Origin of the sequence: Kribbella sp. NPDC058693 (genome assembly GCF_042715335.1) — a bacterium.
Taxonomy (GTDB): Bacteria; Actinomycetota; Actinomycetes; order Propionibacteriales; family Kribbellaceae; genus Kribbella; species Kribbella jiaozuonensis.
This window is the reverse complement of the sequence record NZ_JBHXSQ010000002.1, coordinates 244468-271189: the sequence shown is the minus strand read 5'-3', so window position 1 is coordinate 271189 and position 26722 is coordinate 244468. Positions and strand designations below refer to the sequence as shown.

The following is a 26722-nucleotide window of genomic DNA, read 5'->3' as shown; positions in this document are numbered from 1 at the left end:
GTAGCGAAAGGCAGAGACGATGAGGGGCATCACACGCATCGCGGTCGCCGCGATAGCGGTCGGCGCACTGACCGCCGGATGCGGCGGCGGTGACAAGCCGATCGGGAGCGGGGCGTCGTCGGGCAACCCGTCGTCCTCGACGAGCAGCGGCGGCAGCACCGGGCAGTACAAGAAGGGCGGCACGGTCACCATCGCCAACGTCGGCGGACAGACCTGGCCGTGTCAGTTCAACCCGTTCAACCCATCGGTCAACGGAGTCGCGGGCGGCTTCGTCTACGAGCCGCTGACCTTCGTCAACGTGCTGAAGGCCGGCGCCACCACGCCGATGCTGGCCACCGACTTCGCCTGGTCGCCGAAGAAGGACTCGATCGTCTTCACGATCCGCGACGGCGTGAAGTGGAGCGACGGGCAGCCGTTCAGCGCGGACGACGTGGTCTACACGTTCAACCTGATGAAGGCGCAGCCGGCGCTGGACATCTACGCGCTGTGGACCGGTGCCGGGCTGACCAGCGTCACCGCGGCCGGCAACAAGGTCACGCTGAAGTTCAAGGGTGCGGCCGAGCCGTACTTCTTCAACTTCGCCAACCAGGTCGACATCGTGCCGAAGCACATCTGGTCGACGGGTGAGGCGGCCTCGAAGCCGGCCACCTGGGCGGACCCGAAGCCGGTCGGCACCGGCCCGTACACGGTCGAGTCCTGCACCCCGAACAACATCTCGTACGCCGCCAACGCCAACTACTGGCAGCCGGGCAAGCCGTACATCCAGAAGGTCCAGTACCCGGCGTACCTGGACAACAACCCGGCCAACCTCGACCTCGCCAGCGGCAAGGCGCAGTGGGGCGGTCAGTACATCCCGAACATCGACAAGTTCTACAAGTCGAAGGCGCCGGAGAACAACTACTGGTTCCCGCCGACCGCGAACGTGGCCCTCGTGCCGAACAACGACCCGTCCCGCCCGGCGACCAGCAAGCTGGCGGTCCGGCAGGCACTGGCGTACGCGATCGACCGCGAGCAGGTCTCGAAGATCGGTGAGAGCGGCTACCAGCCGGCCGCGAACCAGACCGGTGTGGTCACGCCGACGTTCGACAAGTACTTCGACAAGGACGCCCTGACCGCGGCCGGCTACGACAAGCCGAACGTCGACAAGGCCAAGCAGCTGCTGCAGAGCGCGGGCTACTCGGCGTCCAACCCGCTGAAGCTCAGCGTCATCACGGTCACCGGCTACACCGACTGGGACGCGTCCCTGGCCGTGGTCAAGCAGAACCTCGCGGCGGTCGGCATCGAGCTGAGCGTCCAGGACCTGCAGCAGCAGTCGTACAACCAGAAGCTGTACACCGGTGACTACGACCTGGCCTACTCCAGCCTGTCCGGCGGACCGACGCCGTACTACGAGCTGCGCCAGCTGCTGTACTCGAAGAACACCGCGCCGATCGGCAAGCAGGCCAACAGCAACTACTCGCGGTACAGCAACCCCGAGGTGGACAAGCTGTTCGACCAGTACGCCAGCGCGGATCCGGACACGCAGGTCAAGCTGATCAAGCAGATCTCGTCGTTCATGATCAAGGATGTCCCGCTGATCCCGACGACCGAGTCGGTCGACTGGTACCAGTACAACACCAAGGACATCGAGGGCTGGCCGACGCAGGACAACCCGTACGCCCAGCCGGCGCCGTACAACATCCCGGACGCCGGGCAGGTGCTGGCCAACCTGTACTCGAAGTCGGCCCAGAAGTAGTCCGGAAGTAGCCCAGAAGTAACGTCAAGCGTGAGCACGAGGAGCTGTTTGTGAGGTACCTGCTACGCCGTCTCGGGTTCTTCGTGCTCACGCTCTGGGCCGCGATGACCCTGAACTTCTTCATCCCGCGGATGATGCCCGGCAGCCCCGAACAGGCGCTGCGGGACCGGTTCAGCAAGGGTGGAAACATCGTGAGCCCGGAGCAGTTGCAGACCGTCCTGGCCGAGTTCGGCTTCGACCCGGGCAAGAACCTGCTGCTGCAGTACATCGAGTATCTGAAGGCAATGGTCACCGGGCACTGGGGCGTGTCGATCGGCAGCAGCCTCGGCGTCCCGGTGACCACGCTGATCGGCAGTGCCCTGCCGTGGACGCTCGGGCTGGTCGGCATCACGACCGTCCTGGCGTTCGCGCTCGGCACGCTGATCGGCACGATCTCCGGCTGGCGACGCGGCGGGCTGATCGACGGGGTCGTGCCGCCGGTCTTCATCGTCACGTCGGCGCTGCCGTACTTCTGGGTCGCGCTGCTGTTCATCTCGCTGTTCGCGATCGGCGACCACGCGATCCTGCCCAACGACTTCAACTACGACCAGGGACTGACGCCGGGGTTCAACGCCGAGTTCATCCTGAGCGTCCTCAAGCACGGCATCCTGCCGGCCGCGACGATCCTGATCACCGCGGTCGGCGGCTGGATCCTGACCATGCGGAACAACATGATCACCACGCTGGCCGAGGACTACGTCCGGATGGCGCGGGCCAAGGGCATCCCGAACCGGCGGATCATGTTCGGCTACGCCGGCCGGAACGCGTTCCTGCCGAACCTGTCCGGTTTCGCGATGTCGCTCGGCTTCGTCATCTCCGGCACGATCCTGGTCGAGTACGTGTTCAACTACCCCGGCCTCGGCTACATGTTCTACAACGCCACCGTGAGCACCGACTATCCGTTGCTGCAGGCCCTCTTCCTGCTGGTGACGCTGGCCGTGCTGATCTGCGTCCTGCTCTGTGATTTCGCGGTGTTCCTCCTCGACCCACGAGCCCGGACGAAGGGATAGCCGACGTGAACGAGCGAAGCGAGATCACCATCAAGCACAGCGCCCCGCGCTCATCGGCGCCCGCAGCGCAGCGAGGACGCCGATGAGCGCAATCGTCACCGGCGCCGCTGCGCCGACTACCACCACCTCCACCCGCCGGCCGCGGGGCGGGCTGTTGCGCGCGATCATGCGCAACCGCAAGGCGATGATCGGCGCCGGTCTGCTGATCCTGTTCGTCCTGCTCGCCGCGTTCCCGCATCTGTTCGTGCCCTGGCTGCACGGCGATCCGCGCGCGATCGGCGACCTTCCACTCCAAGGGCCGTCCGGCAAACACTGGCTCGGTACGACGGGCCTCGGCCAGGACGTGTACGCCGAGCTCATCTACAGCACCCGCGAATCACTGGTCATCGCGGTCGTCGCCGGTGCGGGCGCCACGATCCTGTCCGTGCTGATCGGGGTCTCGGCCGCGTACCTCGGCGGGTTCGCCGACGACAGCCTGTCGATGCTCACCGACATCTTCCTGGTGCTGCCGACGTTCCCGCTGATCATCGTGCTCGCGACGTACGCCGGTAAGGGCAACCTGACGGTGATCATCATCGTGCTGATCCTGACCGGCTGGTCGTACGGCGCGCGGCAGATGCGGGCGCAGGCGTTGTCGCTGCGGAACCGGGACTTCCTCGAGTCGGCCCGGGTCCGCGGCGAGCGATCGTCGTACATCATCGTGGTCGAGGTGCTGCCGACGATGACGTCGCTGATCGTCGCGAACTTCCTCGGCGCCGCGCTGTACTCCGTGCTCACCGCCGCCGGCCTGCAGTTCCTCGGCCTCGGCGATCCCAACTCGCTGAGCTGGGGCACGATGCTTTACTGGGCCCAGAACCAGGGCGCCCTGGTGAACGGCCTGCCCGCGTGGGCGTTGTCGCCGGGTCTGGCGGTCGCCCTGCTCGGTGTTTCCTTTGCCCTGCTCAACTATGCGTTCGACGAGATCAGCAATCCCGCGCTGCGGCCGGTTCGGAGGCGACGTGCCCGATCAGCTTCTTGAGGTCCGTGATCTCACCGTCGAGTACGACACCGGGGCACACCCGGTCGTCGCGGTCGACCACGTGGATCTCGACGTACAGGCCGGTGAGTTCGTCGGCGTCGTCGGCGAGTCAGGCTGCGGGAAGTCGACGCTGCTGTTCGCGATCGCGCACCTGCTGAGTTCGCCGGCCGCGATCACCGGCGGCAGTGTGAAGTTCCTCGGGCAGAACCTCGTCACGATGAACGAGAAGAAGCTCGCGTCGCTGCGCTGGCGGGACTTCTCCGTGGTGATGCAGAGCGCGATGAACGCGCTGAACCCGGTGAAGAGCATCGGCGCGCAGTTCCACGACACGATCATGGCCCACGACGAGGTGGTCGACGACAACCGTCCGGCCGAGGTACTGCGGCTGGTCGGCATCGACCCGATCCACCTGAAGAGCTACCCGCACCAGTTGAGCGGCGGCATGCGGCAGCGGGCGATGATCGCGATGGCGCTGCTGTTCACACCGGACCTGATCATCATGGACGAGCCGACGTCCGCGCTCGACGTGGTCGCGCAGCGGTCGCTGATGGTGCAGATCAAGGAACTGCAGCGCAAGCTCGGGTTCGCGGTCATCTTCGTCACCCACGACATGTCGCTGGTCAGTCACTTCTCCGACAAGCTCGTGGTGATGTACGCCGGTCAGGTGGTCGAGTTCGGCGCGACACGTGCGGTGTTCGACCACCCGGAGCACCCGTACAGCGAGGGTCTGCTCGACGCGTTCCCGTCGATCCGCGGCCCGAAGGTGCCGCTGACCGGTATCCCCGGCAGCCCGCCCAACCTGGCCGATCCGCCGCCGGGCTGCCGGTTCCAGCCGCGCTGCCCGAAGGCGTTCGAGGACTGCCCGAAGATCGCCCCGGAGCTCTACCAGGTCGGCGCGGTCCAGTCTCGTTGCCTACTGCACGCACCGTCGATCGAGATCGCCCGGGAGGTGTCATGACTTCGGTGGACATCACAGAAGCACGCAAGACCGACGCACCCGCCACACCGGTCATCGAGGCCAAGGATCTGACCCGGCATTTCAAGGTCGGGCGCGGGTTCTCGCGGCAGATGCTGCATGCCGTCGACGACGTGAACTTCTCGATCGGGCACCAGGAGATCGTCGCGCTCGCCGGTGAGAGCGGCAGCGGGAAGAGCACGATCGCGCGGCTGCTCGCGGGGGTGTACAAGCCGACCGGCGGTGAGATCTTCTACCAGGGCCGGCCGATGTCGACGTTCAAGTCCCGCAAGGACCAGTTGGCCTACCGCGGCGACGTACCGATGGTGTTCCAGGACCCGTTCAGCTCGCTGAACCCGGCGTTCCGGGTGTCGCACGGCATCCTGCGCAGTCTCAAACTGCACCGGCCCGAGTTCAGCCGGCCGCAGCGCGAGGAGGAGGCCGCGCGGGTGATCGAGACGGTCGGGCTGACGCCGGCCGGCGACATCATGCACCGGTACCCGTACGAGCTGAGTGGTGGCCAGAGGCAACGAATCGGGTTCGCCCAGGCGCTCGCGCACAAGCCGAAGCTGATCCTGGCCGACGAGCCGGTGTCGATGCTCGACGTGTCGATCCGGATCGGCCTGCTGAACCTGATGGCCGAGCTGCGCAGGTCCGAAGGCGTCTCGTTCCTCTACATCACCCACGACATCGCCAGCGCGCGGTACGTCGCGGACCGGCTGATGATCATGTACGCCGGGCACATCGTCGAGTCCGGCCCGGCGGAATCGGTGCTGGCGAACCCGAAGCACCCGTACACGGATCTGCTGCTCGGTGCGGTGCCGGACCCGCGGGCGCCGCTCGCCGAGGGGATCGAGGGTGACACCGGCGAGCCGCCGAAGGTCATCGATCCGACGCCGGGCTGCCGCTTCCGTTGGCGCTGCCCGCTGGCGATCGACAGATGCCACGTCGAGACGCCGCTCCCCCGCCGCCTGGGTGAAAACCACGAGGCAGCCTGCCACGTGGCCGAACCGGACCCGGGGTTCAGGGAGTGATCAGATCGTCGGGGTCATTCCGCCATCGAGGATGATGTCGGCGCCGGTGAGGTTGCCGGCGCGGTCGCTGGCCAGGAACACCACCAGGTCGGCGACCTCCTCCGGGCGGGTGAAGCGCCCGGTGACCGAGTCCTTCGCAGCCTGCGCGGCGACGTCCTTCGGTGCTGCACCTACAGCGCCGCCGACAGTCTCCGCGACCCCGCCCTTGCCCAGCCACAGATCGGTCGCGACCGGGCCGGGGCTGACGGTGTTGACCCGGACGCCCTGCGGCCCGAGTTCCTTCGACAGTGACTTGAAGAAGCTGAGGCACGCGGCCTTGGCGGCGCTGTAGTCGATCACCAGCGGGTCGGGCAGCGTCGCGTTCACCGAGCAGACCGTGACGATCACGCCGGACCGCTCGATCAGCATCGGCAACGCGGCACGCGTCGTACGCACCGCCGACATCAGGTCCAGGTTGAGCGTCTCTAGCCAGTCGTCGTCGGTGACCGAGGCGAACCCGCCCGGGCGCGGGTGCACGCTGCCGACGTTGTTCACCAGGATGTCGAACCCGCCGGCCCTGGCGATCGCCTCGTCGACGAGCCGGCCCGGACCGTCCGCCGTACCGAGATCGACGGCGAAGGCGTCGACCGGCATCGACTCGAGGTCGCCGCCGATGGTCCGCGAGCCCGCGACCACCTTCACGCCTTCGTCGACCAGCGAACGCGTGATCGCCAGGCCGATCCCCCGCCCGGCGCCGGTCACGACTGCCGTCTTCCCACCCAGGTGTAAGTCCACAGCGAGCACGCTAGCCACTGATCCGGCTGCTGGATATTGTTCGACGCGCGTCGAACAGCGACGTAGGGTGGGTGGCATGCCCTTCGAGCACCGACGGTCCGTTGTCGCGCTGGCCCTGATCGCCTCGTTCATGGTCTTCGTCGACAGCACGATCGTGAACGTCACCCTCGCACAGCTCGCCACCCATCTGCACGCGTCCCGCGCGGAGCTCGAGTGGTCGCTCAACGCCTACACGCTGTCGTTCGCAGCGCTGATGCTCGGTGCCGGGGCGATCGCCGACACGCTCGGCGCGAAGCGGGCGTTCCTGACCGGGCTCGTGGTGTTCACCGCGTCGTCCGCGGTCTGTGCGGCAGCCGGCTCGATGCTGATGCTGAACCTCGCCCGGCTCGTCCAGGGTGCGGGCTCAGCTCTCCTGCTGCCGAGCGCGCTCGTCCTGGCGACCGCGTCCGCAACCGACGAACACAGCCGGCACCGCCTGGTCAGCTGGTGGGCCGCGGCCGGCGGCGCCGGGATGGCAGCCGGCCCGCTCCTCGGCGGCGGCCTCGTCGCGCTCGCGAACTGGCGAGCCGTCTTCGCCGTCAACGTCGTGATCGGCATCCCCGCCGCGATCTGGGCACTGCGCTCGATGCCCTCGGTCGTACGCCGGGCTCGTCGCCTGGATCTGGCTGGAATGGGCACGGCTACGTCGTTCATCGGCGGGCTGGTGTTCGCACTGATCGAGGCGCCGACGCGGGGTTGGCTCGATCCCGCGGTGCTTGGTGCGGTCGCGCTGACGGTCGCCGGGCTCGTCGCCTTCATCCTCGTCGAGCGATCCGTCAGCAAGCCTCTGCTCCCGCTCAAGCTGTACTCCGATCGGGGGTTCGCGGCGGCCGCGGCCCAGGGCACCCTGCTCAACTTCGCCTTCTACGGCGTGCTGTTCACGATGAGCCTGCTGCTCCAACAGGGCCGTGGACTCAGCCCGCTCGTCACCGGACTCCTGTTCCTCCCGCTGACCGGCCTGATCTCGATCGCCAACCTCTGCTCCGCACCCCTCACCCGCCGCCTCGGCCGCCCCGCCGTACTCGCCATCGGTCAGGCCGTCCTCACCCTCGCGCTCCTCGGGCTCGCCTGGGCCAGTACGTCGTCCGCGGTCTGGCCGATGGTCCTCGCCCTCGTCCCGATCGGCTTCAGCTCCGGCCTGCTCGTCCCGACCATGACCGCCCAGTCCATCGCCGCCGTCGAACCCGACCTCCACGGCGCCGCCTCAGCCGCCTTCAACACCTCCCGCCAGATCGGTGGGGCGATCGGCGTAGCGACGTTCGGGCCGCTCCTCGGCACCGCCCACAACCTCACCACCGGCTTCGTCACCTGTACCTTCGTGGCCGCAGCCGCGAGCATCGCCGGCCTGTGCGTCACCGCCGTCGCCGCCCTCCCCCGGCGTACGCCGATCCCCGTGCCCTCCGCGGCGTGCGATTCTTAGGCCAGGGTGCCGGATGCAACGAATCGGGTGGGTCCGAGCGTTGTAGGGGTAAGGGCGGGCAGGAGGGGGACTGGGTGGCTCCGCAGCGCGAGAGGCGGTTGAGCACGACCGTCGCGCTGACGCTTGCCTGCGTCCTGGTGTGTGGGGTCGCTTTCGCCGGTGCCGTGGTCGTGCTGATGCCCGGCACCCGCGACCGCAGTACGCCGATCGTCGCCACCGGCTCGCCGACCCCGAGCAAGCCGAAATCCAGTACGCCGAGCCCGAAGGCCACCATCCCGGATTCGACCGACGAGCCGCTGCCGGGCGTCGACACCCCGGCCACTCCCCCGCCGGCCACACCGGTCGCCAACACCGGCACCTACGAGTGTTCCGGGTACAGCGGTATCCAGGCGAAGGTCCCCGTGTCGATGCTGATGAACGACACGTTCTCGTGGGGCGACGATCCGCCGTACAAGGTCGGCAACGGGAACGGCGACATCAACTGGCGCTCGGACCCGTACAAGAAGCCGAGCTGGTACATGTGGCTGCATTCGCTGCGCTGGCTGGGGCAGGGCATCGAGGCCGGGCAACGCGGCGACCGCAAGGTGCTGGCGCACACGATGGCGATCATCCACGACTGGGTGCAGGACAACCCGTACTCGTGGAAGGGCGACGTCGGCGCGTGGGAGGCCACGATGCACCGCACCAACGTGCTGCTGTGCGCCCGCCAGGCCGTGCTCACCGGGATGCACGTCCGCACGCTGCCCACGCAGTACGCCTGGCTCGACAAGGCGCTGGTCGACCATGCGCAGTTCATGATCGTGAACTGGAGCGGCCCGTCGAACCACGGGACCGACGAGAGCATCGCGCTGTTCGGGGTGGGCTGCACCTTGAAGCGGCCGGAGTTGAAGACGCTCGCCGTCAACCGGCTGACCGAGGCGATCACCACCGCGATCGACACCCAGGGCTCGACGAACGAGCAGTCGGTCGGGTACGCGATGTTCAACTACCTGTTGTGGGGCCGGGCGACCACGGCCTTGCAGCGCTGCGGCTCGAACCCCGGACCGGTCATCTCCCAGCGACGAGCCGCTCTGTCGGAGTGGCTGGCGCTCGCGACCAAGTCGACGGGCGAGCTGGCGCAGGTCGGTGACGCCGTGGCGCAGAAGCCCACCGGCGCGGCCGGGACGGCGCTGGACTACGTCGCCACACTCGGGAAACGCGGGACGAAGCCGCCGAAGCGCGTCGCGGTGTACGACGCGGGGTACATCTTCGGCCGGACCGGATGGGGCGAGACGCGACCGTTCGCGCAGGAGTCGACGTACAGCATCCGGTACGGCGTGGCCCGCACGCTGCACGGTCACGACGACCACATGTCGATCACCTACTCGTCGCACGGCCGCGACGTCCTGATCGATCCGGGGCACTCCGGCTACCAGCTCGACAAGTGGCAGGCGTGGTCGAAGAGCGCGGCGGCGCACAACGTGATGACGATCCCGTCGGCGGACATGGCGTCGGTGGAGACGCAGCTGGTCCAGGCGTCGATCACGCCGACCGCGGAGTCGTACTCGCTGGCCGACTCCCCGGCGCCGGGCGTGATCCGCAAGCGCGACGTACTGGTGCTGAAGGATCCTGACCTGATCGTCACGCTGGACCGCGGGCAGTCGGTCGTCGGCTCGCAACGGTACGAAACTCTCTGGCATCTGGCGCCGGGCCAGAAGGTCGCGGTCCAGTCCCCCACGACGGCCATCGCCGCCAAGCCGGGCGACAAGTCCAAGACCTACCTGCTGCAGATCCCGTACCAGCAGCAGCCGCCGAAGGACGGCATCAAGGTGGTCGAGGGCCAGCAGGACCCGGTGCAGGGCTGGTACTACCCCGACATCTTCCACCGCGAGGCGGCGCCGGTCGTGAAGTTCGGCCGCGACGGGACCAGCGCCAACATCCTGTCCGCCATCGTCCCCGCCAATTCCGCCGAAACGGTCAGCTACAAGACCCGCACCGTCGGCACCATGTTCTTCGTCGATCTGACGGTCGGCGCCCGCAAGACCACCATCCGGATCCTCCCTGACGGTCGTCTGACCCGCATCAACTGACGCGCCCGGTCACAAGGGGCATGCTTGGGCTGTCTTCCTCTGTGGATCGGAATCTTCGGGAGGTTGGGAATGACTACACATCCGGCGACGCGGGACCATTGTCTGAGCTTGGCGCGCAGCGTGGATCGGCCGACTGGTGGGGCGCGGTACGGGCGGATGTTTCCCAGACTCGAGCCGTTGGGGACGGATCCGCACGTGTTGATGCGGGCCGGCAGCGACGGCGGGATCTGTGATGCCGCGGCCGCGCTGGATCTCGGCGCCGGCGGGGACGACGCGGAGCAGGCGGCGGGGTGGCCGTTCTTCGGGCAGTTGCTCGCGCACGACACCACCGCGGACCGGTCGCCGCTGATGGGCGGCGTCGAGACCGACGCCTTGCGGAACTCGCGATCGCCGCGGCTCAACCTCGAGATGTTGTACGCCGACGGACCGATCGGCTCGCCGTACATGTTCGACCTCAACGATCCGGCCAAGTTCCTGCTCAGTCCCGACGGGTACGACGTACCGCGGAACCCGCAGGGGATCGCGCTGATCGGGGATCCGCGCAACGACGTCCACATCTTCACCTTGAGTCTGCACGTGGCGTTGCTGCACGCCCACAACCGGATCGTCGATCACCTGCGGGCGCACGACGTGCCCGAGGAGGATGTCTTCGACAAGGCGCGGATCGCGCTGACCTGGCACTACCAGTGGATCGTCGTGCACGACTTCCTGCCGCGACTGGTCGGGCCGGAACTGGTCGACGAGGTGCTCGAGGACGGCGGCAAGTGGTTCAACCCCGAGCCGATGAACGCGTTCATCCCGCTCGAGTACGCCGATGCCGCGTACCGCTACGGGCACGGTCAGATCCGGCACGCGTACCACCTGGTCGAGGGCGGTCCCGAGCTGCCGCTCTTCCCGGATCTGGTCGGCTTCGGCCCGCTGCCCGCCGATCGGCGGCTCGATCTCGCCCAGATCTTCGACGTACCGGGGCGTCCGCCGGCGCAGCGGGCGAAGCGGCTCGACGGGCGGCTGGCCGCGAGCCTGATCGGCTTGCCGGAGCGGATCACCGGCGCGGTCGACGAGTCGGCGTACCGGTCGTTGGCCGTTCGGGATCTGCTGCGGGGTGACACGACCGGTCTGCCGAGCGGCGAGGAGGTCGCCAAGCTGCTCGGCGTACCGCCGCTGACCGAAGACACCTGGCCTGGCGGTACGCCGTTGTGGTTCTACATCCTCAAGGAGTCCGAGTACCTCGGCGACGGCGACCGGCTCGGTCCGGTCGGCGGGCGGATCGTGGCCGAAGTATTGATCGGGCTGCTGCGCGCCGACCCGGCCAGCTACCTCAGCCTCGAGCCGGACTGGCAGCCGATGCTGCCGGCCGCCGGCGACACGTTCGGCCTGACCGACCTGCTCATCCCGGCCGGCTCGCGCTGAGCGCCCGCGCCTTGGCCTCGGACTCGAACGCCTCGCGCGGACTCTGGACCGAGGCCAGCGAGACGATGTCGCGACCGTAGAAGAACGCCACCAGCCAGATCGCCAGCACCCGCACCTTGCGGTCCCACGTCGGGACCGCAAGGACGTGGTATCCGCGGTGCATCAGCCAGGCGAGCAGACCCTTGATGACCAGCCGCTTGTACTGGAAGATGCCGGACCCGAGGCCGAGCGTCGCGATCACGCCGAGGCTGTGGTGCTCGTAGGCCTTCGGCGCCTTCCCGCGCAACGACCGCAGCAGATTCTTCGCCAGCAGCTTCCCCTGCCGTACGGCGTTCTGCGCGTTCGGCACCGTGTACGCGCCCGGAGTCGACGACGCGAGATCGGGAACCGCGGCATCGTCACCGGCCGCCCACGCGTCCTCGATCAGCTCGTCGTCGGTCCCGATCCGCAGGTCCGCCCGCACCTGGACCATCCCGCGCTGGTTGTGCGGCAGGTCGGTGTGGTTGCGCAGCAGCCGGGTCGCGGCGTTGCCCGCCGTCCAGACGATCAGCTCCGAGTCGAACTCGGACCCGTCCGACAGCACCACGTGTCCGTCGTCGGCCGAATCCATCGTGGTGTTCAGATGCACGACCGCGCCGCGCTTCTCGAGCATGTTCACGACCCACTCGCCCGGCTTGTCGCTCACCTCGGGCAGGATCCGGCCGCTCGCCTCGACCAGGTGGAAGGCGAGATCGCTCTCGGTCAGCTCGGGGTACTTCTTCAGCAACGCCCGCGCCAGCGACAGCAGCTCCGCGAACCCTTCGACCCCGGAGAAGCCGCCGCCGACGAACGTGACCGTCAGCAGCTTCCGCCGCTGCTTGCCCGGCTCCAGCCCGGCCGCCTCGTCGAACGCGGTGAACATCCGGTCCCGGATCGCCACCGCTTCCTCGACGTGCTTCATCCCGATCGCCCGATCGGCCACACCCGGTACGTCGAAGGTCCGCGTCACCGCACCGGCGGTCACCGCGATCACGTCGTACGTCATCGTGAAGTCGGCGCCGTCCGCGGGCCGGATCGTCACGGTGCGGTCGGCATGCGCGATGTTGACGACCATCCCGGACACGATCTTCGTCCGCTTCAGGTTGCGCCGCAGCGACACCGCCGCGTGCCGGGCCTCGACCGAACCGGCGACCACCTCGGGCAGGAACGGCTGGTACGTCATGTACGGCCGCGGGTCGACCAGGACCACCTCGGCCTCACCCCGCCGCAGTTTCTTCTCCAGCCGCCAGGCCGTGTAGAACCCGGCATACCCGCCGCCCACCACCAGGATCCTGCGCACCGTATCTCCGTCCATAGCATCCATAGAGAGTTCTCTGTCAGGTAAGACAACCCGCGCCTGCCGATTGTGACGGGCTCAGGGGCGGAGCTGTTTGCGCGAGGTGATCCCCAGCTTGGCGAAGACCTTGCGCAGATGCCACTCCACAGTGTGCTGGCTGAGGAACATCTGCGCACCGATCTCGGCATTCGTGAGACCCGTGCCGGCCAGCTCCGCGATATGCGCCTCCTGCGCGGTCAACGAGTCCCGGCCGGGACTGCCGTCCGCCCGGCGTTCGTCCAGCACCTCGCCGGTCGCGGTCAGCTCCCGCCCGGCCCGCTCGGCGAAGGCTCCCGCACCCGCCGCGGAGAACAGTTTGTACGCCGTCCGCAGCTGCCCGCGAGCATCCTGACGACGACCTTCCCGCCGCAGCCATTCGCCGTACACGAGGTGTGTCCGGGCGAGATCCATCCGCATCCGGGTCCGTCCGAGTCGCTCGATCGATTCCTGGTACGCCGCCTCGGCCACCTGACCCGTCGACAGCAGACCGGTCGCCCGCGCCAGCACTCCGAGACCCCAGTCCGTGCCACACGCCACCGCCTGTTCACGGAGACGCTCGTACCCCTCGGCCGCGCGCTCCGGCCGGCCGACCCGGACGGCTGCCTCGATCAGGTCGGGCAGCACCCAGTTCGCCGGGCCCAGTTCCTCCGGATACTCGGTGGCGACGAAGGCCGCGTCCAACGCCTCCGCGTACTGCGACTGGCCGATCCGCAGCAGGGCTTTCGTCATATGCCCGAACGACACCGCACCGCCCTCGCCGCGTGCCGCCGAGTCTTCCAGGCTGCCTGCGATCATCGTCGCGGCATCCGGCCGTCCCCGCCAGGCCGCGAGCGCGAGCTGGCCGTACGAGGCGAGCTCGACCCCCGTCGCCTCGTGGATTGTCCGGACCTCGGCCAGCAGCGCCGCAGCGGCGGCCAGTTCGCCGGAGAACAGGTTGAGCATGACCCGGTGGTGCAGGACGAGCGGCAGCTGGTTGAGATCGCCGAGCTCGCGGGCGATCCGCAGGTGCCGTGCGGTGAGCACCTCCCAGTTCTCGTCGTCCCAGAGGTTGACCGCGAGGAGAGCAGCCAGCCACATCCAGGTCAGATCGTCGGCGTCGGTCGTCCCGTTCTCCGCCGAGAACGCGTGCATCGCCTCCCCGGCCGGCTCGACCACGTCGGAATAGCCGTCCGCGAACAACGTCGTCACCGCGCGGTACACCAGATCGCGCTTGCGCGGCGGCTCCGACGTCGGCACGGCCTGCGCGAGCCTGCTGATGTACGCGATTCCTGCCTCGCTGCCGTACCGGCCGGCGAACTGCCCGGCCGCGATCGCCTCCAGATACGTGTCGCGAGCAAGGCCGAGATCGAGCGGCTCCAGCCGACGGGCGGCCTCGAGCAGCAACGGCAGGGCCGCGACGCTGTGGCCGGAAGCGAAGGTCAGCTGGGATCGCACCAACTTCACCCGCGCCTGGTGCAAGCCGTTGAGCGGGCCTTGTGTCGCGGTACTCAGCAGGCCCAGCGCGGTCTCGAAGGCACCTGCCGCCAAGCTGACCTGGGCCGCGGCGAGGGCGCGGACCGAGCGGGTGGCCGGATCGGGGGTCAGCTCCGTCGCGCGCTGGAGGAACGCGGACGAGGCGGCCATGCCGCCTCGTCGTTGTGCCCTGGCCGCCGAGCTGACCAGCTCGGCGGCGACGTCCTCGTCCGGTCCGTCGGCCCCTTGCGCCCGGTGCCAGGCCCGCCGGTCGGGATCGAGATCAGGGTCGATCGCCTCGGCGAGGGCCTGATGGACCGCGCGCCGATCGGCCGGATCAGCCGAGCGGTACGTCGCCGACCGGACGAGCGGATGCCGGAACCGGACCCGCGCCCCGATATCGATCAACCCGGCGGTCTCCGCGGCCTCCGCCCTACCCATCGGCACGTCGAGGATCGTGAGCGCGCGGACCAGCAGCGGTACGTCGCCGACCGGCTCGGCGGCCGCGGTCAGCAGCAGCCGCTGGGTGTCCGCCGGCAGGGCCTGCACCCGGCGGGCGAAGTTCTGCTCGATCTGATTCGCGATCGGACGGGCATCAGGTCGCTCGAAACCGCCGGCCAGCTGCGCCGCGGTCAGGCCGCGTGGCAGCTCCAGCAGGGCGAGCGGGTTGCCGCGGGTCTCGGCCACTATCCGGCCGCGGACGTGCTCGTCCAGCCGACCGGGCACGACGGAGTCGAGCAGCGAACCGGCGTACTCGTCAGCGAGACCGCCCACCGACAGCTCGGGGAAGCCTCGCCACTCCGGTCCGGTGACCGGCTCGCGCAACGAGAAGACCAGTCCGATCCGGTCGGCGAACAACCGCCGCCCGACGAACGTCAGGGTCTGGCCCGAAGCCTGGTCCAGCCATTGCGCATCGTCGATCACGCACAGCAGCGGACTCCGATCCGATGCCGCCGACAACAGACTCAGCGTCGCGGCGCCGACCAGGAACCGGTCCGGCGGTCCGCCGACGCTCAACCCGAACGCCACCCCCAGCGCGTCCCGTTGGGGATCCGGCAGGCGGTCGCGGAACTCCAGCAGCGGCAGGCAGAGCTGGTGCAGGCCGGCGAACGGCAACTCCATCTCGGACTCGACACCGGATGCCCGGACGACACGACAGCCCTCGGCACGGCTGACCAAGTACTCGAGCAGGGCAGACTTGCCGACCCCGGCCTCGCCGCGAACGACCAGCACCTGGCCCGAACCGGAGCGCACGCCGGCCACGACCTGGTCGAGGCGCGCGCACTCCGGCCGGCGGCCTCGCAGTTCCAGCTCGTTGCCGCTCGTGGTCATCGCTCCCACCCCCTCAGCAGAGGCTAAGGGCGAACCGCGATACGGGTACAGGACCATCGCGTACCGGAACTGCTGTCAGACCGCCAGATCTGCCATCCGATCACGCGCCCGCTTCACCAGTTGCCGGGCGTTCGGCGCGCCGATCCGGAGTGTCTCGCCGATCTGGCGGTACGGGCAGTCGAAGCCTTCCCGCAGTACGTACGTCGCTCGCTCGGCCGGCGACAACCGCTCCTTCATCACGTGGACGGCGATCGCATACGCCTCCTGCGTCTCGGCGTACTGATGCGGGTCGACGCCACCGGCGGCCCGCTCGTCCGGCAGCCAGGCCACCGCCGTCTCGTGCCGGCGCCGGGCCGACTGCACGACGTTGATCGCGAGCCGTGACACCGTGGTCGACAGGAACGCCTGCGGGTCGGCAACGACCGTACGGTCGGTCCGTTGCCAGCGCACCCAGACGTCCTGGACGAGCTCCTCCGCTTCGTGCGGGTTGCCCACGATCCGGTTCGCGATCCGGAACAGCCGCGGTCGTGCCTGGAGGAACTCGTCCAATCCCGTACTCATGATGAGGACTCCTCGCGCTGGGGGTACTCCCAGCGTCGCCGCCGGCAGTCCCCCTACGCGCCCTGGAGGCTCGTGGTCGAGTACGTGGTCCGTGGTCTCAGGCGTTCACCGCCGCCAGGATCGTGGCGGTGACCGCCTCGGGCTGGGACACGCTCAGGGCGTGCGAGGCACCGGCGATCTCGCGGGTGTCCTTCGCGCCGGCCCGCTCGGCCATGAAGCGGTGCAGGGCGACCGGGATGTTCAGGTCCTGGTCGCTGAACACGAACCACGACGGTGTCGACTTCCAGGCCGGGTCGTCGGTCGCCAGGTTGGCGGTCAGCGCGGCCTCGGTGGCCGGGCGCTGCGTCGCAGCCATCAGCGCGGCCACGTCTGCCGGTACGTCGGCGCAGAACTGCTGGTGGAACACGTCCGGCCGGATCGCCAGGTCGTTGCCGCCGGTGCTGACCGGATAGGCGTTCAGCGCGTCACCGAGCGTGCTGCCCGGGAACTTGGCGGACAACGCGAACGCACTCTCGCCCTGCTCGGGTGCGAACGCGCAGACGTAGACCAGTGCCTTGACCGCGTCGTTGTTCGCCGCGGCCTCGGTGATCACCATGCCGCCGTACGAATGGCCGACCAGCACGACGGGCTTGCCGATGCCGGCGATCACGTCGCGGACGTACTGCGCGTCGCCCTCCAGGCTGCGCAGCGCGTTCGGGGCCGCGACGGCCTCGATCGACTGCGCCTGCAGGCGCTCGATGACGCCGTTCCAGCTGGCGGATTCGGCGAAGGCGCCGTGGACCAGGACGACGACCGGATTCTCGCTCATGGGTTCCCTCTCGTTAGGACTCTCTGAAGAGACCGAACAGACACGCCGGTTGTGACCGGCGAGACAGTCACAACCGGGCACCCTGCGTTGTCCTGATTGGTGAGAGCACCGAACGCGAGGGAGAACCAATGAGCATCACCGAACAGCAGATCGCCACGTCGGTTCTGGTGATCGGAACCGGTGGTGCCGGCCTCCGGGCCGCGATCGAGCTGGCGGAACAGGGCGTCGAGGTTCTCGCCCTCGGCAAGCGCCCGCGGTCCGACGCGCACACGTCGCTGGCGGCCGGCGGCATCAACGCGGCGCTGGCCACGATGGACCCCGAGGACACCTGGCAGCAGCACGCGGCCGACACCTTGCAGGAGAGCTACCTGCTCGCGAACCCGATCACGGTCGAGATCGTCGCGAGGGGCGCCGCTCGCGGGATCGAGGACCTGGAGCGCTGGGGTATGCCGTTCGCACGCGAGGCGGACGGCCGGATCTCGCAGCGGTTCTTCGGCGCCCACACCTACCGCCGTACTGCGTTCGCGGGCGACTACACCGGGCTGGAGATCCAGCGCACGTTGATCAACCGCGCGGTGCAGCTCGGCGTCCCGATCCTGGACACGGTCTACGTGACGTCGATCCTGGTCAAGGACAACACCGTCTTCGGGGCGTACGGGTTCGACCTGACGACCGGGCGGCGCTATGTCATCCACGCCGACGCGGTGATCCTGGCCGCCGGCGGTCACACCCGGATCTGGCGCCGTACGTCGTCCCGTCGCGACGAGAACACCGGCGACGCGTTCCGGCTCGCGGTCAACGCGGGCGGGAAGCTCCGCGATCCCGAGCTCGTCCAGTTCCACCCGTCCGGGCTGATCGAGCCCGAGAACGCCGCCGGCACGCTCGTCTCCGAGGCGGCCCGTGGCGAGGGCGGTCAACTGCGCAATGCCCTCGGTGAGCGGTTCATGGCCCGGTACGACGCGGACCGGATGGAGCTGTCGACGCGGGACCGCGTCGCGTTGGCGGAGTACACCGAGATCAAGGAAGGCCGCGGTACCCCGAACGGCGGCGTCTGGCTGGACGTGTCCCACCTCCCCCGGGAGACGATCATGCGTCGGCTCCCGCGCGTCTACCAGACGCTGCTCGAACTGCAGATGCTCGACATCACCAAGCAGCCGATCGAGATCGCCCCGACCGCCCACTACTCGATGGGCGGGGTCTGGGTCCGGCCCGAGGACCACGGCACCGGCGTCGACGGGCTGTGGGCGATCGGCGAGGCGGCCAGCGGGCTGCACGGTGCGAACCGGCTCGGCGGCAACTCGCTGATCGAGTTGCTGGTGTTCGGGCGGATCGTGGCCGAGGAGGCCGCGAAGTACTCGATCGGCCGGCAGGCGCAGCTGCGTTCCGCCGACGCGGTCGCCGAGGCCCGGGCCGAGATCGACGACCTGCTGGCGAACGACGGGCCGGAGAACGTCCGCGCCCTGCAGCGGTCACTGCGCGACACGATGACCGCCCGGGCCGGCGTCGTACGCGATGAGCACGGGCTCAACGCCGGACTGGCGGAGCTGGCCGAGCTCGACGAACGGATCACGCAGGTCGGTGTGCATCCGGACATCGCCGGCTTCCAGGACCTCGCGCACGCGTTCGACCTGAAGGCGTCGGCGATGGCCGCGCGGGCGACGCTCGATGCAGCTCTGGTACGGCGGGAGACGCGTGGCTGCCACAACCGCTCCGACTACCCCGAGCTCGACGACTCGTTGCAGGTGAACTTCGTCTGGTCCGGGCCGGGTGACATCCAGGCCGAGCAGATCCCGCCGATCCCGGACGAGTTCCGGCGGCTGATGCGGCACGTCTCGAGCGACGGCAAGCTGGTCGAGTGACGTGACCGCAGCGGCGATGGTCGCCGAGTTCGACGACGTCGCCGCATGGACGGCGGAAGCCGTCGAAGATCTGGGTGACGAGCACGCGATTCCGGCAGCCTGCCGCGGCAGCGCCAGTCCGGCCGCGCTCGCCTGGCTGGCCGAGGCCTGCGAGCTGTCCGCGGGCGATCGGCTGCTCGACGTCGGCGCGGGCAGCGGCGGTCCCGCGGCCTGGGCGGCCAAGCGCTTCGGCGTACGACCGATCCTGCTGGAGCCGATGCCGGCCGCGGGCCGGGCCGCGTCCAAGCTGTTCGGCCTCCCGGTCCTGACTGCCGACGGTCAGCGCATCCCGTTGCGGACCGACTCGGTCGATGTCGCCTGGTGCCTCGGCGTCCTGTGCACGGTCGAGGACAAAGCCGCCGTCCTGCGAGAGATCCACCGCGTGCTCGTCCCGCGGGCATCACTCGGACTGCTCGTCGTGGTCGCCGACCGCCCCATCACCGATCCTCCCGATGGCAACCATTTCCCGACGCAGTCCGAGCTCATCGACCTCCTCGAGACGAGCGGTTTCGACGTGGTCGAGCAGATCGAGCGGCCGGCCGCCGTACCCCTGTCGTGGACGCGTCGCGCGCAGGAGGTGACCGCCCTCATCTCGGCCCGCTATCGCACGCATCCCGCCTACACATTGGCCAATCGCCAGGACACTCGCCTTGCTGCTCTCTTCGACCACGGTCACCTCTCGCTGCAGCTCCTGCATGCCGTGTCGCTCTGATGGGGTACTTCGGTTCGGGTCGCACGGTCGGTGGACCGTGGATGTGCGTCACCCCGAGAGGTGACTGACCCGCCGGCCGGATTCGGGCTGCCATGGAAGCGCAAGCTGTCCCGGCCGAGCGAGGAGGGCCACCATGGCGCGTCAGACCACGGACCTCGAGGACGAGTACGAGTACGAATCCGAGTGGGAGGACGAGTACGAGTCCGAGGACGAAGCCGAGTGGGAGGACGAGCTCGAAGGCGAGTCCGAGCTCGAGGATGAGTACGAGGACGAGGACTTCTTCCCCGGCCTCGGCGGCGTCGTGAACGCCATCGGCGGACTGCTCGGCGAGGAAGAGTACGAGTGGGAAGAGGAGGGCGAGGAGGAGACCGAGGACGAGGCCTTCCTCGGTCTGCTCGGCCCGATCGCCAAGATCGCCGGCGGACTGCTCGGCGGCGGTGGCGGGGGCGGCGGTGATGGTGAGTACGAGGACGAAGCCGAGGACGAGCTCGAGGCCGAAGAAGAGGCCGAGGAGTTCTTCAAGCGGCTGAAGGGCGTGTTCCGCAAGGCCGCGCCGTTCCTGAAGACCCTGGCGAAGACGGCCGGGCCGCTGGTCGCGACCGCCATCGGCGGGCCGGCCGCGGGTGCCGTCGCCCGAGCCGTCACCTCGCAGCTCGAAGGTGAGTACGAGGAGGAGTTCGAGGCCGAGTTCGAAGAGATGGCCGCTGCTCCGCTCGCACCCTCGCAGTCCTTCGCCGAGTACCTCGCGGCACAGGCCGCGGCCACCGAGTCCGAGTCCGAGGCAGAGGCCCTCGGCGGCGCGGCGGCGTACTCCGCCATCAACCCGTCGGACCGGCGTGAGCTCGAGCGCCTGCTGCCGCACCTGTTGCGCGGCGCGGCCACGATCACGCGGATGCTGCATGGCAACCGCAGCACCCGTCCCGCCGTACGTCTGGTCCCCGGGATCGCCGATGGTGCCGCCCGGACGATCGCCCGGCGGATCGCCGCCGGTGAGCCGGTCGGTCCGGTCGAGCTCGGCCAGGTCATGGGTGCCGCGACCACCAAGGCCTTGATGCCCGGTCGTGTCCGGCAAGCAGTACTGCGGCGGCACGCCCGCGGGCTCGGCCGCAGCCGCCGGCGCTACCACGGTCGTCGCGGTAGCAGCGCCTGGCGCCGTACCGGCTCCCGTCGTGGGCGTCCGAGCTACCGCAGCAGCGGGCGGGGCCGAGGCCTGACCGTACGTCGTCAGCCGGTCCGCAGCCGGACCGTCGGCACGGGACGCGTGCCGCGGCCGCGTCCCGGGATGGTACGGATCACCACACCGGTGCGCATCCCGCCGAAGGGCGGTCGGCCCGCACGCGTGGTCCGGGTCGTGAGCGACGTCCGGGTGCCGCGTGGCGCCGTACCTGCTGGCCGGCCGACCAGTACCGCCGGGCGCCGGCCGCGGCGCTGATCGCACACCCGACTTGGAGGGGCAAGGACCATGGCATCCGCGTTGAACCGTAGCTATCCCGAGATCCAGGGCGAGTTCGAACTCGAGGACGAGTTCGAGGAAGAAGTTGAGGTCGAGGCCGAGGACGAGCAGGAACTCGAGTTCGAGGCCGAAGACGAGGACGAGGACTTCCTCGGTGCGATCGGCGGGATCGGCAAGGCCCTGGGCGGGCTGCTGAGCGGCGGAGGCGACGGCGAGTACGAAGCCGAGTTCGAGTTCGAAGCCGAGGCGGAGACGGAGGACGAAGCCGAGGAGGAGTACGAGGACGAGGACTTCGTGAACCCGATCCGGCGGATCTACCCGGACGCCGAGCTGATGGCGCACCTGTCGGCGAAGGCCGCGCAGACCTCCAGCGAGGCCGAGGCGGAGGCGTTCCTCGGAGCGCTCGTCCCGATCGCGTCCAAGCTCATCCCGCGCGCCGCGGGCGTCCTGGCCCGCAACGCACCGGCCCTGATCCGCGGTACGTCGGCCCTCGGTCGGCGACTGCGCCGGAACCCGGCCACCCGCAAGTACGTGATGGCGATGCCGGTGATCCTGCAACGGACGGCGCAGAGTCTCGCGGACCAAGCCGCCGCCGGACGCAGCGTCTCCCCCGAGACCGCGATCTCGACGATGACGCGGATCGCCGGGCGGATGTTCCGCCAGGCGCCCGAACGCAACCGCGCGATGCGTGCCGTCAGCACGTTCGACCGCCGCTACCGCCGTCGCAGCCGCACCCCGGCGACGTCCGGCATACGGCGGACGCGCCGGCCGCAGCCGACCCGGCGTCGCCGGGCCCGACGCTGACCTGTGGTGGGGAGGGACGATGCCGTACCTGACGGACCTCGCGGGCGTCGCCCGTAAGACCAGCCTCGAGGTGATCGAGGTGCCCGGCTGGCAGACCCGCGGCCGGGACGAGATGAGCGACGTCCGCGCGGTGGTGTGCCATCACACCGCGACGCTGAACAAGACCGCCGACATGCCGTCGCTGGACACCCTGATCAACGGGCGACCGGATCTGACCGGTCCGTTGTCGCACTTCGGGTTGTCGCGGTCCGGCAAGGTCTACGTGATCGCGGCCGGGCGCTGCAATCACGCGGGGACGGTGCGGGATCCGTCGTGGGGCAACAGCCACTCGATCGGGATCGAGGCCGAGGCGACCGGTACGGACGCGACCTGGCCCGAGGTGCAGATGGCGGCGTACGCGCAGCTGTGCCGGGTGCTGATCGATCACTTCGGGTTGAACGTCAGCGCGGTGCTCGGGCACAAGGAGGTCGCGGATCCACCGAAGCGGAAGATCGACCCGAACTTCGACATGGACGCCTTCCGCACCCGCATCAGTTCACTCAGCGGCATCACTCCCCCGCCGCCTGCGCCCTCCACACCTGCCCCTACTCCGGCTCCGGCTCCCCCTACATCGTCCTGGTTGTCCTGGTTGCCGTCGTTCCCGTGGTTCGAAGGCGAGGCGGCCGCGACGCCCATCGCCTCGACGCGGCCGGCGCGTGACGTGCTTCCGGCGTACCTATCGGGACAGGCGCTCAACGTCCGCCGGCACCTGACCGCGCTCCGCGACTTCAGCCGCGACGAGTTCGGCGGCCAGCCCGCGCGTCCCAGCGAAGGACACGTGCAGGCGGTCAACGCTTTGCTGGCGACGTTGCGCGGACCGCTGAACACGATCGTCGAGCGGCTGGATCGCGCCACCGACGCCGCGCAGACCAACCCGTCGCCGCACCGCGTCGGCCTGGCCCTGGACCTGAAGTCACAGGCCCACGACCTGGTACGCGCCACCGAACGCGTCTGGGACTTCTACTTCGAGCTGTTCGGGCAACGGCAGAGCGCGTTCGGCGAATGGCTCGACGCCTGCGACCGGATCACACTTGATTGCTATCAGCACGTATTCATGCACCTGGGCAACGAGCGCAGCATTCCGGCGCCCCCGCCATTCTGCTACATGCGGACCGGGTTCTCGCCGGCGACGTTCCGGCGTGGCATCCCGCTGCGCCGGCTCGGACGGCAGCTCAACCCGTTTCCCCTTGTGCAGTTGCCGTATCACCGGCTCGTCAATCCGTGGACGATCGGCGCGATCCTGCACGAGGTGTCGCACAACCTGCAGAACGAGTTGCAGCTCGAGCAGGCGATTCCGTCGTCGATCGGGCGGCGGTTGCGCGACGCCGGCGTACCTGTTGCCATTAGCAACATTTGGGTCAGGTGGAACCGGGAGATCTTCGGCGACATGGTCGGCGGTCTGCTCGGCGGCGAGGCGTTCGTGTCGTCGTTGATGGACGTGATCGGGCGCGGGCCGGCGCAGAGTTTCGGCTACTCGCCGCGGTCGGTGCATCCGACGCCGTACCTGCGGACGTTCCTGTCGTGCGAGCTGTTGCGCCGGATGGGGTTCCCGGAGCGGGCCGCGGAGTTCCGGCGTGCGTGGTCGCAGCTGTACCCGGCGCCGCGCGAGTCGACGATGCCGCCGAAGCTGCTCGCCACCGCCCGGACCGCGATCCCCGCTGTCGTCGAGGCCGTCTGCTACACGCCGTTCCAGGGGCTCGGCGGGAAGTCGCTGCGCGAGGTGATCTTCTTCGAGCCGCGGCACCAGGCGATGATCGACGAGGCCGGCGTACGCCTCGCCAAGGGTGTCGATCCCGGCGTCGTCCCGGAACGGTTCCTGATCGGCGCCGTCCGTTCCGCGCTCGACCACCATCGCGCCGAGCCGGATCGCCTGATGCGCAACTTCTACGCGCAGCTGGCGAGGCGGTGACCGCGATGACGATCGAAGACCGCCGTACGGCGTTGCACCAGGCGCTACGGGCTTTGTGGCTCGCGGTCGCCGAGCTGGTCCTGAACGCGAACGACGACCAGCCGGACGAGAGCGACCTGGCATCGGCTGAACACGCCGCCCAGCTCACCGTCGAGATCCAGGGCCGGCTGGCCGAGGCGATCGCTGCTCAGAAGGAGCCGACCGCCGTCGAACTGGCCGAGGTCGACCGGCTGGTACGGGAAGCAAGTCTCATCTACTGGCGCGATCTGCGCGCCCACGAGGCGGTCTCGCGACTGCGCGGCTCCACGAGACGCCGGGGTGGTCCCTGGCCGTCGTGGTGGTCGGGCGTCGAGCAGAGCCTCGAACGCTGTGAAGAACCGCTCGTCGCCGCCGGTCTCGCGATCGGCGACGCGTGGCATGAGCTCGTCACCGGATCGTCCCTGACGGGGACCGGGACGAATACCTCCAGGAGGTCGTCGTGACCAATGACAAGTTGCAGCCAGGACTCCCGGTCGTCGAGGTCGACCAGGCCTTCCCGCTGATGACCACGGACTCGGTCGCCCGCCCGACGGCCACCTCCGGCACCGGCGACCAGGGCCCGGTGGTGAGCGCAGCCATCCGCGACGTCCTGGGCTGGCGCCCCCGCGTCCAGGACCCGAAGGCCTTCACCGCCGCCCTCTCCGCCTCCTTCGAACTCTCCACCTTCGAGGACCACGTCGTCACCAAGTACGTCCCCCGCGGCGTAGCGGTCCAGGCCGACCTCGGCGGCGTCACCGGCGGCCAGGCCTCCCTCTACCTCCGCGCCAAAGCCGCCCACGAACAGATCACCCGCATGCTCGACAGCCTCCAACCCCTCCGAACCGACGCCGACCCCCAGGACTGCGAGGCCTACCGAACCCTCGTCCGAGACTCGGTCCGCCGCATCGTCCTGGAATTCGGCCGCGAAGGCGGTCCCCGCGTCGCTTTGGTCGACTCGGCGTTCGGAGTGCTGACCGGCTTCAGCCCGAACACGATCACAGGATCCGTCGGCGCCCTGCCGGGCATGGGCAGCAAGCAGCCCGGCGTCGTGGCGCAGCCTATGGCGCCGTTCGGCGGCTCGCCGCCTGCGCCGCCCGTGGTGCTGGCCGCCGTCGCCGAGGTCGACCCGGACAGCGTGCCCGGTCAGCTCGGCGCGCTGCGCGATCGGTTCGGGCTCGACGACGATCACGTCAACACGGTGGATGAGGAGAAGCAGCGGACGAGTTTCTGGACGCTGGTCGAGCTGGTCACCGACCTCCAACGCTCATGGGCGTTGCGGCGTACCGACTTCACCCTCGGCGCCGGTAGCGGGTTCCTCGGCACGGACCTCGTACAGATCAGCAGGTTGCTCGCGGCGGCCTCCGAACAGGTCGACGAGTTCGAGGCGGTGCTGGACTCCGTGCTCGTGTCGGGTGCCGAGCGGCAGACCGTGATCCTCGACCGCGGCACCGGGCTGACGCTCGACGACCTGACCCAGTGGCTGCGCGTGTTCGTCACCGAGGACGGGCCGAACATCATCCGCGACACCGGCCGCGACGGCCTGGTGTCGAGCTTCACGCCGACTGCCATCGACCTGCTCGTCACCCTTCGCGACAAGCTCGTCCGACGGCTGATCCCGTGTGGAAGCTCTGGGTGTGCGGGCGGTTGCCACTGCGGTTCTCGCGGCAAGGTCACCTGCATCCCGCTCGGTTGCTGTACGCCGTTGCCGCCCGGCATGTACTCCGGCCGCGTCAAGATCGCGGTGTCGACCCTGTGCGGGCTGATCGAGCGGTTGACCGCGAAGGCGATCCGCATCGGCCGCTTCTCCGGCGTGGTCCTCCTCGACATCGCGGTCATGCCGTTCGAGAACGATGCCCTGCTCTCGGGGCAGGATTTCGTCCGAGTCGAGGTTCGGGGTCTGCACCTGCGTCCGACGTACGTCCCGGCCTTCGTCGCCGACGGCCTGCAACCCGTCGACCTCTCGACACTCGTGCTGCCGCTCCAGGGCAGCGCCAGTGCCGACGACGACCACCTCGGCGGAATCTTCCAGCGCGGTGCGTTGCCGCTCTCTCTGCAGCAACTGCTCGACACCGCCGGCGGCCGAGGAGTCCTACTGGCTGCCAGCGAGGTGCCGATGGCGATCGTCGACGGCGAGCTCGGCCGGATCATCCAGGGCCCGAGCGTCACCACCTGGCCACGGCTGCGGCCGGCGTACGACGTGGATCCCGACAGCGCTCCGGACGCGTGGGACGACATTCCGCCGAACCAGCGGTTCGTCCCCCAGTCCCCGCTCGACCCGATCGAGCTCGAACCCGAAGAGGACTGCCTGGACGACTGTGACGACGACTGCGAGGACTGCGGTTGCGGGTGCCACGGATACAAGGTGTCGCACTCGGCGCTGGCGCGGTTCCGGGCGATTCTGGCGGACGACGAGGTCCAGGAGCAGGCCCGGAAACTCAGGCAGGACTGGCCGACCTTCGCCAAGCTCGTGAAGACGCTCGGAAGCGACGAGCTCGGCGATCTCCTGACGTCGGTCGATGCCGCGAACACACGTCGTACCGAGGACGAGGCCGCCGCTGAACGTGCCGAGCGCGCCGGGGCAAGGACCAGGCAGCGGATCAAGGAACTCGAGGCCCGCGCGAACGCCTTGACGTACAGCGCGATCCAGGCACGACGCGCGCTGGAACGGGCGCAGCAGGCGGCAGCGATGCGCGTCGGTCCGGCGCCGTTCCTGGTCCTGAGCAGCCAGCCGGCTCCAGCGGCGCCGGCGGCGCCGGCCAAGAAGGCCGCAGCCAAGAAGGCCCCGGCAGTGCCGCCGGCGAAGAAGGCCGCGGCCAAGAAGGCTGCGAAGAAGGCGCCGGCCAAGAAGGCCCCAGGTTCGCGCGGAGGAGGGAGCTGAC

At 69.2% G+C, this 26722-nt stretch carries 20 protein-coding genes; 15 read left to right on the top strand and 5 right to left on the bottom strand.

The annotated features are described in order from the left end of the window. Positions 1-19 precede the first annotated feature (19 nt). The 5 genes from ACFWUU_RS10965 (at position 20) to ACFWUU_RS10945 (ending at position 5791) form a co-directional block, all read left to right on the top strand. Positions 20-1735 (top strand): ABC transporter substrate-binding protein, encoded by a 1716-nt coding sequence (locus ACFWUU_RS10965; RefSeq protein WP_380174675.1) that lies wholly within the window; start codon positions 20-22, stop codon positions 1733-1735. A 50-nt stretch (positions 1736-1785) separates the two neighbouring features. Then, positions 1786-2784 (top strand): ABC transporter permease, encoded by a 999-nt coding sequence (locus ACFWUU_RS10960; protein WP_137257310.1) that lies wholly within the window; start codon positions 1786-1788, stop codon positions 2782-2784. Between the two features lie 82 nt (positions 2785-2866). Next, a complete protein-coding gene (locus tag ACFWUU_RS10955) occupies positions 2867-3802 on the top strand; it encodes an ABC transporter permease (protein WP_137257311.1) in 936 nt (311 codons plus the stop codon). After that, on the top strand, positions 3783-4760 hold the full coding sequence (locus ACFWUU_RS10950; RefSeq protein WP_233714983.1) for an ABC transporter ATP-binding protein: 978 nt from the start codon (positions 3783-3785) through the stop codon (positions 4758-4760). Before ACFWUU_RS10955 ends, ACFWUU_RS10950 begins: the two co-directional genes overlap by 20 nt. Next, a complete protein-coding gene (locus ACFWUU_RS10945) occupies positions 4757-5791 on the top strand; it encodes an ABC transporter ATP-binding protein (protein ID WP_380174673.1) in 1035 nt (344 codons plus the stop codon). The genes ACFWUU_RS10950 and ACFWUU_RS10945 overlap by 4 nt, the downstream gene beginning before the upstream one ends. Here the strand turns inward: ACFWUU_RS10945 and ACFWUU_RS10940 are convergent, their stop codons facing one another. Then, a complete protein-coding gene (locus ACFWUU_RS10940; protein WP_380174671.1) occupies positions 5792-6565 on the bottom strand; it encodes an SDR family oxidoreductase in 774 nt (257 codons plus the stop codon). 76 nt (positions 6566-6641) lie between these two features. On the opposite strand from ACFWUU_RS10940, the gene ACFWUU_RS10935 reads away from it, so the two are divergent. The 3 genes from ACFWUU_RS10935 to ACFWUU_RS10925 all read left to right on the top strand — a co-directional run bounded on the left by ACFWUU_RS10935 (position 6642) and on the right by ACFWUU_RS10925 (position 11503). Beyond that, complete coding sequence (locus ACFWUU_RS10935) at positions 6642-8024, top strand: MFS transporter (protein ID WP_380174670.1); 1383 nt, start codon at positions 6642-6644, stop codon at positions 8022-8024. Between the two features lie 74 nt (positions 8025-8098). Beyond that, positions 8099-10093 carry a heparinase II/III family protein gene (locus ACFWUU_RS10930; RefSeq protein ID WP_380174668.1) on the top strand — a complete coding sequence of 665 codons (1995 nt, stop codon included), beginning with the start codon at positions 8099-8101 and terminating at the stop codon, positions 10091-10093. Between the two features lie 69 nt (positions 10094-10162). Next, positions 10163-11503 carry a peroxidase family protein gene (locus ACFWUU_RS10925; protein WP_380174666.1) on the top strand — a complete coding sequence of 447 codons (1341 nt, stop codon included), beginning with the start codon at positions 10163-10165 and terminating at the stop codon, positions 11501-11503. Here ACFWUU_RS10925 and ACFWUU_RS10920 read toward each other — a convergent pair. The 4 genes from ACFWUU_RS10920 to ACFWUU_RS10905 all read right to left on the bottom strand — a co-directional run bounded on the left by ACFWUU_RS10920 (position 11481) and on the right by ACFWUU_RS10905 (position 17010). Continuing rightward, positions 11481-12821, bottom strand: a complete 1341-nt coding sequence (locus ACFWUU_RS10920) for an NAD(P)/FAD-dependent oxidoreductase (RefSeq protein WP_380174664.1) — start codon at positions 12819-12821, stop codon at positions 11481-11483. The genes ACFWUU_RS10925 and ACFWUU_RS10920 overlap by 23 nt on opposite strands. Positions 12822-12896: 75 nt before the next feature. Beyond that, complete coding sequence (locus tag ACFWUU_RS10915; RefSeq protein WP_380174663.1) at positions 12897-15641, bottom strand: ATP-binding protein; 2745 nt, start codon at positions 15639-15641, stop codon at positions 12897-12899. Between the two features lie 75 nt (positions 15642-15716). Then, positions 15717-16202, bottom strand: a complete 486-nt coding sequence (locus ACFWUU_RS10910) for a sigma-70 family RNA polymerase sigma factor (RefSeq protein ID WP_137257319.1) — start codon at positions 16200-16202, stop codon at positions 15717-15719. A 97-nt stretch (positions 16203-16299) separates the two neighbouring features. Then, on the bottom strand, positions 16300-17010 hold the full coding sequence (locus ACFWUU_RS10905; RefSeq protein ID WP_137257320.1) for an alpha/beta fold hydrolase: 711 nt from the start codon (positions 17008-17010) through the stop codon (positions 16300-16302). 128 nt (positions 17011-17138) lie between these two features. Between ACFWUU_RS10905 and ACFWUU_RS10900 the strand changes: the two genes are divergently transcribed. The 7 genes from ACFWUU_RS10900 (at position 17139) to ACFWUU_RS10870 (ending at position 26721) form a co-directional block, all read left to right on the top strand. Continuing rightward, entirely contained in the window at positions 17139-18869 is a 1731-nt protein-coding gene (locus ACFWUU_RS10900) for an L-aspartate oxidase (RefSeq protein ID WP_380174661.1), read from the top strand. Between the two features lies 1 nt (position 18870). Beyond that, positions 18871-19620: a class I SAM-dependent methyltransferase gene (locus ACFWUU_RS10895; RefSeq protein ID WP_380174659.1), complete on the top strand. Its 750-nt coding sequence runs from the start codon at positions 18871-18873 to the stop codon at positions 19618-19620. Between the two features lie 133 nt (positions 19621-19753). Then, the gene (locus tag ACFWUU_RS10890; RefSeq protein WP_380174657.1) at positions 19754-21052 is read left to right on the top strand and encodes a hypothetical protein; all 1299 of its coding nucleotides are present in this window, start codon (positions 19754-19756) and stop codon (positions 21050-21052) included. A gap of 30 nt (positions 21053-21082) precedes the next feature. Next, positions 21083-21877 (top strand): hypothetical protein, encoded by a 795-nt coding sequence (locus ACFWUU_RS10885; RefSeq protein WP_380174655.1) that lies wholly within the window; start codon positions 21083-21085, stop codon positions 21875-21877. A gap of 19 nt (positions 21878-21896) precedes the next feature. Next, positions 21897-23825 (top strand): N-acetylmuramoyl-L-alanine amidase, encoded by a 1929-nt coding sequence (locus ACFWUU_RS10880; RefSeq protein WP_380174653.1) that lies wholly within the window; start codon positions 21897-21899, stop codon positions 23823-23825. A gap of 5 nt (positions 23826-23830) precedes the next feature. After that, complete coding sequence (locus ACFWUU_RS10875) at positions 23831-24307, top strand: hypothetical protein (protein WP_380174652.1); 477 nt, start codon at positions 23831-23833, stop codon at positions 24305-24307. Next, complete coding sequence (locus ACFWUU_RS10870) at positions 24304-26721, top strand: hypothetical protein (RefSeq protein WP_380174650.1); 2418 nt, start codon at positions 24304-24306, stop codon at positions 26719-26721. The genes ACFWUU_RS10875 and ACFWUU_RS10870 overlap by 4 nt, the downstream gene beginning before the upstream one ends. The last annotated feature ends 1 nt before the right edge of the window (position 26722 follow it).

Coding starts and splice junctions, on each gene's coding strand:
- ACFWUU_RS10965 (WP_380174675.1), top strand. CDS start 20: ATGAGGGGCATCACACGCATCGCGGTCGCCGCGATAGCGGTCGGCGCA.
- ACFWUU_RS10955 (WP_137257311.1), top strand. CDS start 2,867: ATGAGCGCAATCGTCACCGGCGCCGCTGCGCCGACTACCACCACCTCC.
- ACFWUU_RS10945 (WP_380174673.1), top strand. CDS start 4,757: ATGACTTCGGTGGACATCACAGAAGCACGCAAGACCGACGCACCCGCC.
- ACFWUU_RS10935 (WP_380174670.1), top strand. CDS start 6,642: ATGCCCTTCGAGCACCGACGGTCCGTTGTCGCGCTGGCCCTGATCGCC.
- ACFWUU_RS10925 (WP_380174666.1), top strand. CDS start 10,163: ATGACTACACATCCGGCGACGCGGGACCATTGTCTGAGCTTGGCGCGC.
- ACFWUU_RS10915 (WP_380174663.1), bottom strand. CDS start 15,641: ATGACCACGAGCGGCAACGAGCTGGAACTGCGAGGCCGCCGGCCGGAG.
- ACFWUU_RS10910 (WP_137257319.1), bottom strand. CDS start 16,202: ATGAGTACGGGATTGGACGAGTTCCTCCAGGCACGACCGCGGCTGTTC.
- ACFWUU_RS10905 (WP_137257320.1), bottom strand. CDS start 17,010: ATGAGCGAGAATCCGGTCGTCGTCCTGGTCCACGGCGCCTTCGCCGAA.
- ACFWUU_RS10900 (WP_380174661.1), top strand. CDS start 17,139: ATGAGCATCACCGAACAGCAGATCGCCACGTCGGTTCTGGTGATCGGA.
- ACFWUU_RS10890 (WP_380174657.1), top strand. CDS start 19,754: ATGGCGCGTCAGACCACGGACCTCGAGGACGAGTACGAGTACGAATCC.
- ACFWUU_RS10885 (WP_380174655.1), top strand. CDS start 21,083: ATGGCATCCGCGTTGAACCGTAGCTATCCCGAGATCCAGGGCGAGTTC.
- ACFWUU_RS10880 (WP_380174653.1), top strand. CDS start 21,897: ATGCCGTACCTGACGGACCTCGCGGGCGTCGCCCGTAAGACCAGCCTC.
- ACFWUU_RS10875 (WP_380174652.1), top strand. CDS start 23,831: ATGACGATCGAAGACCGCCGTACGGCGTTGCACCAGGCGCTACGGGCT.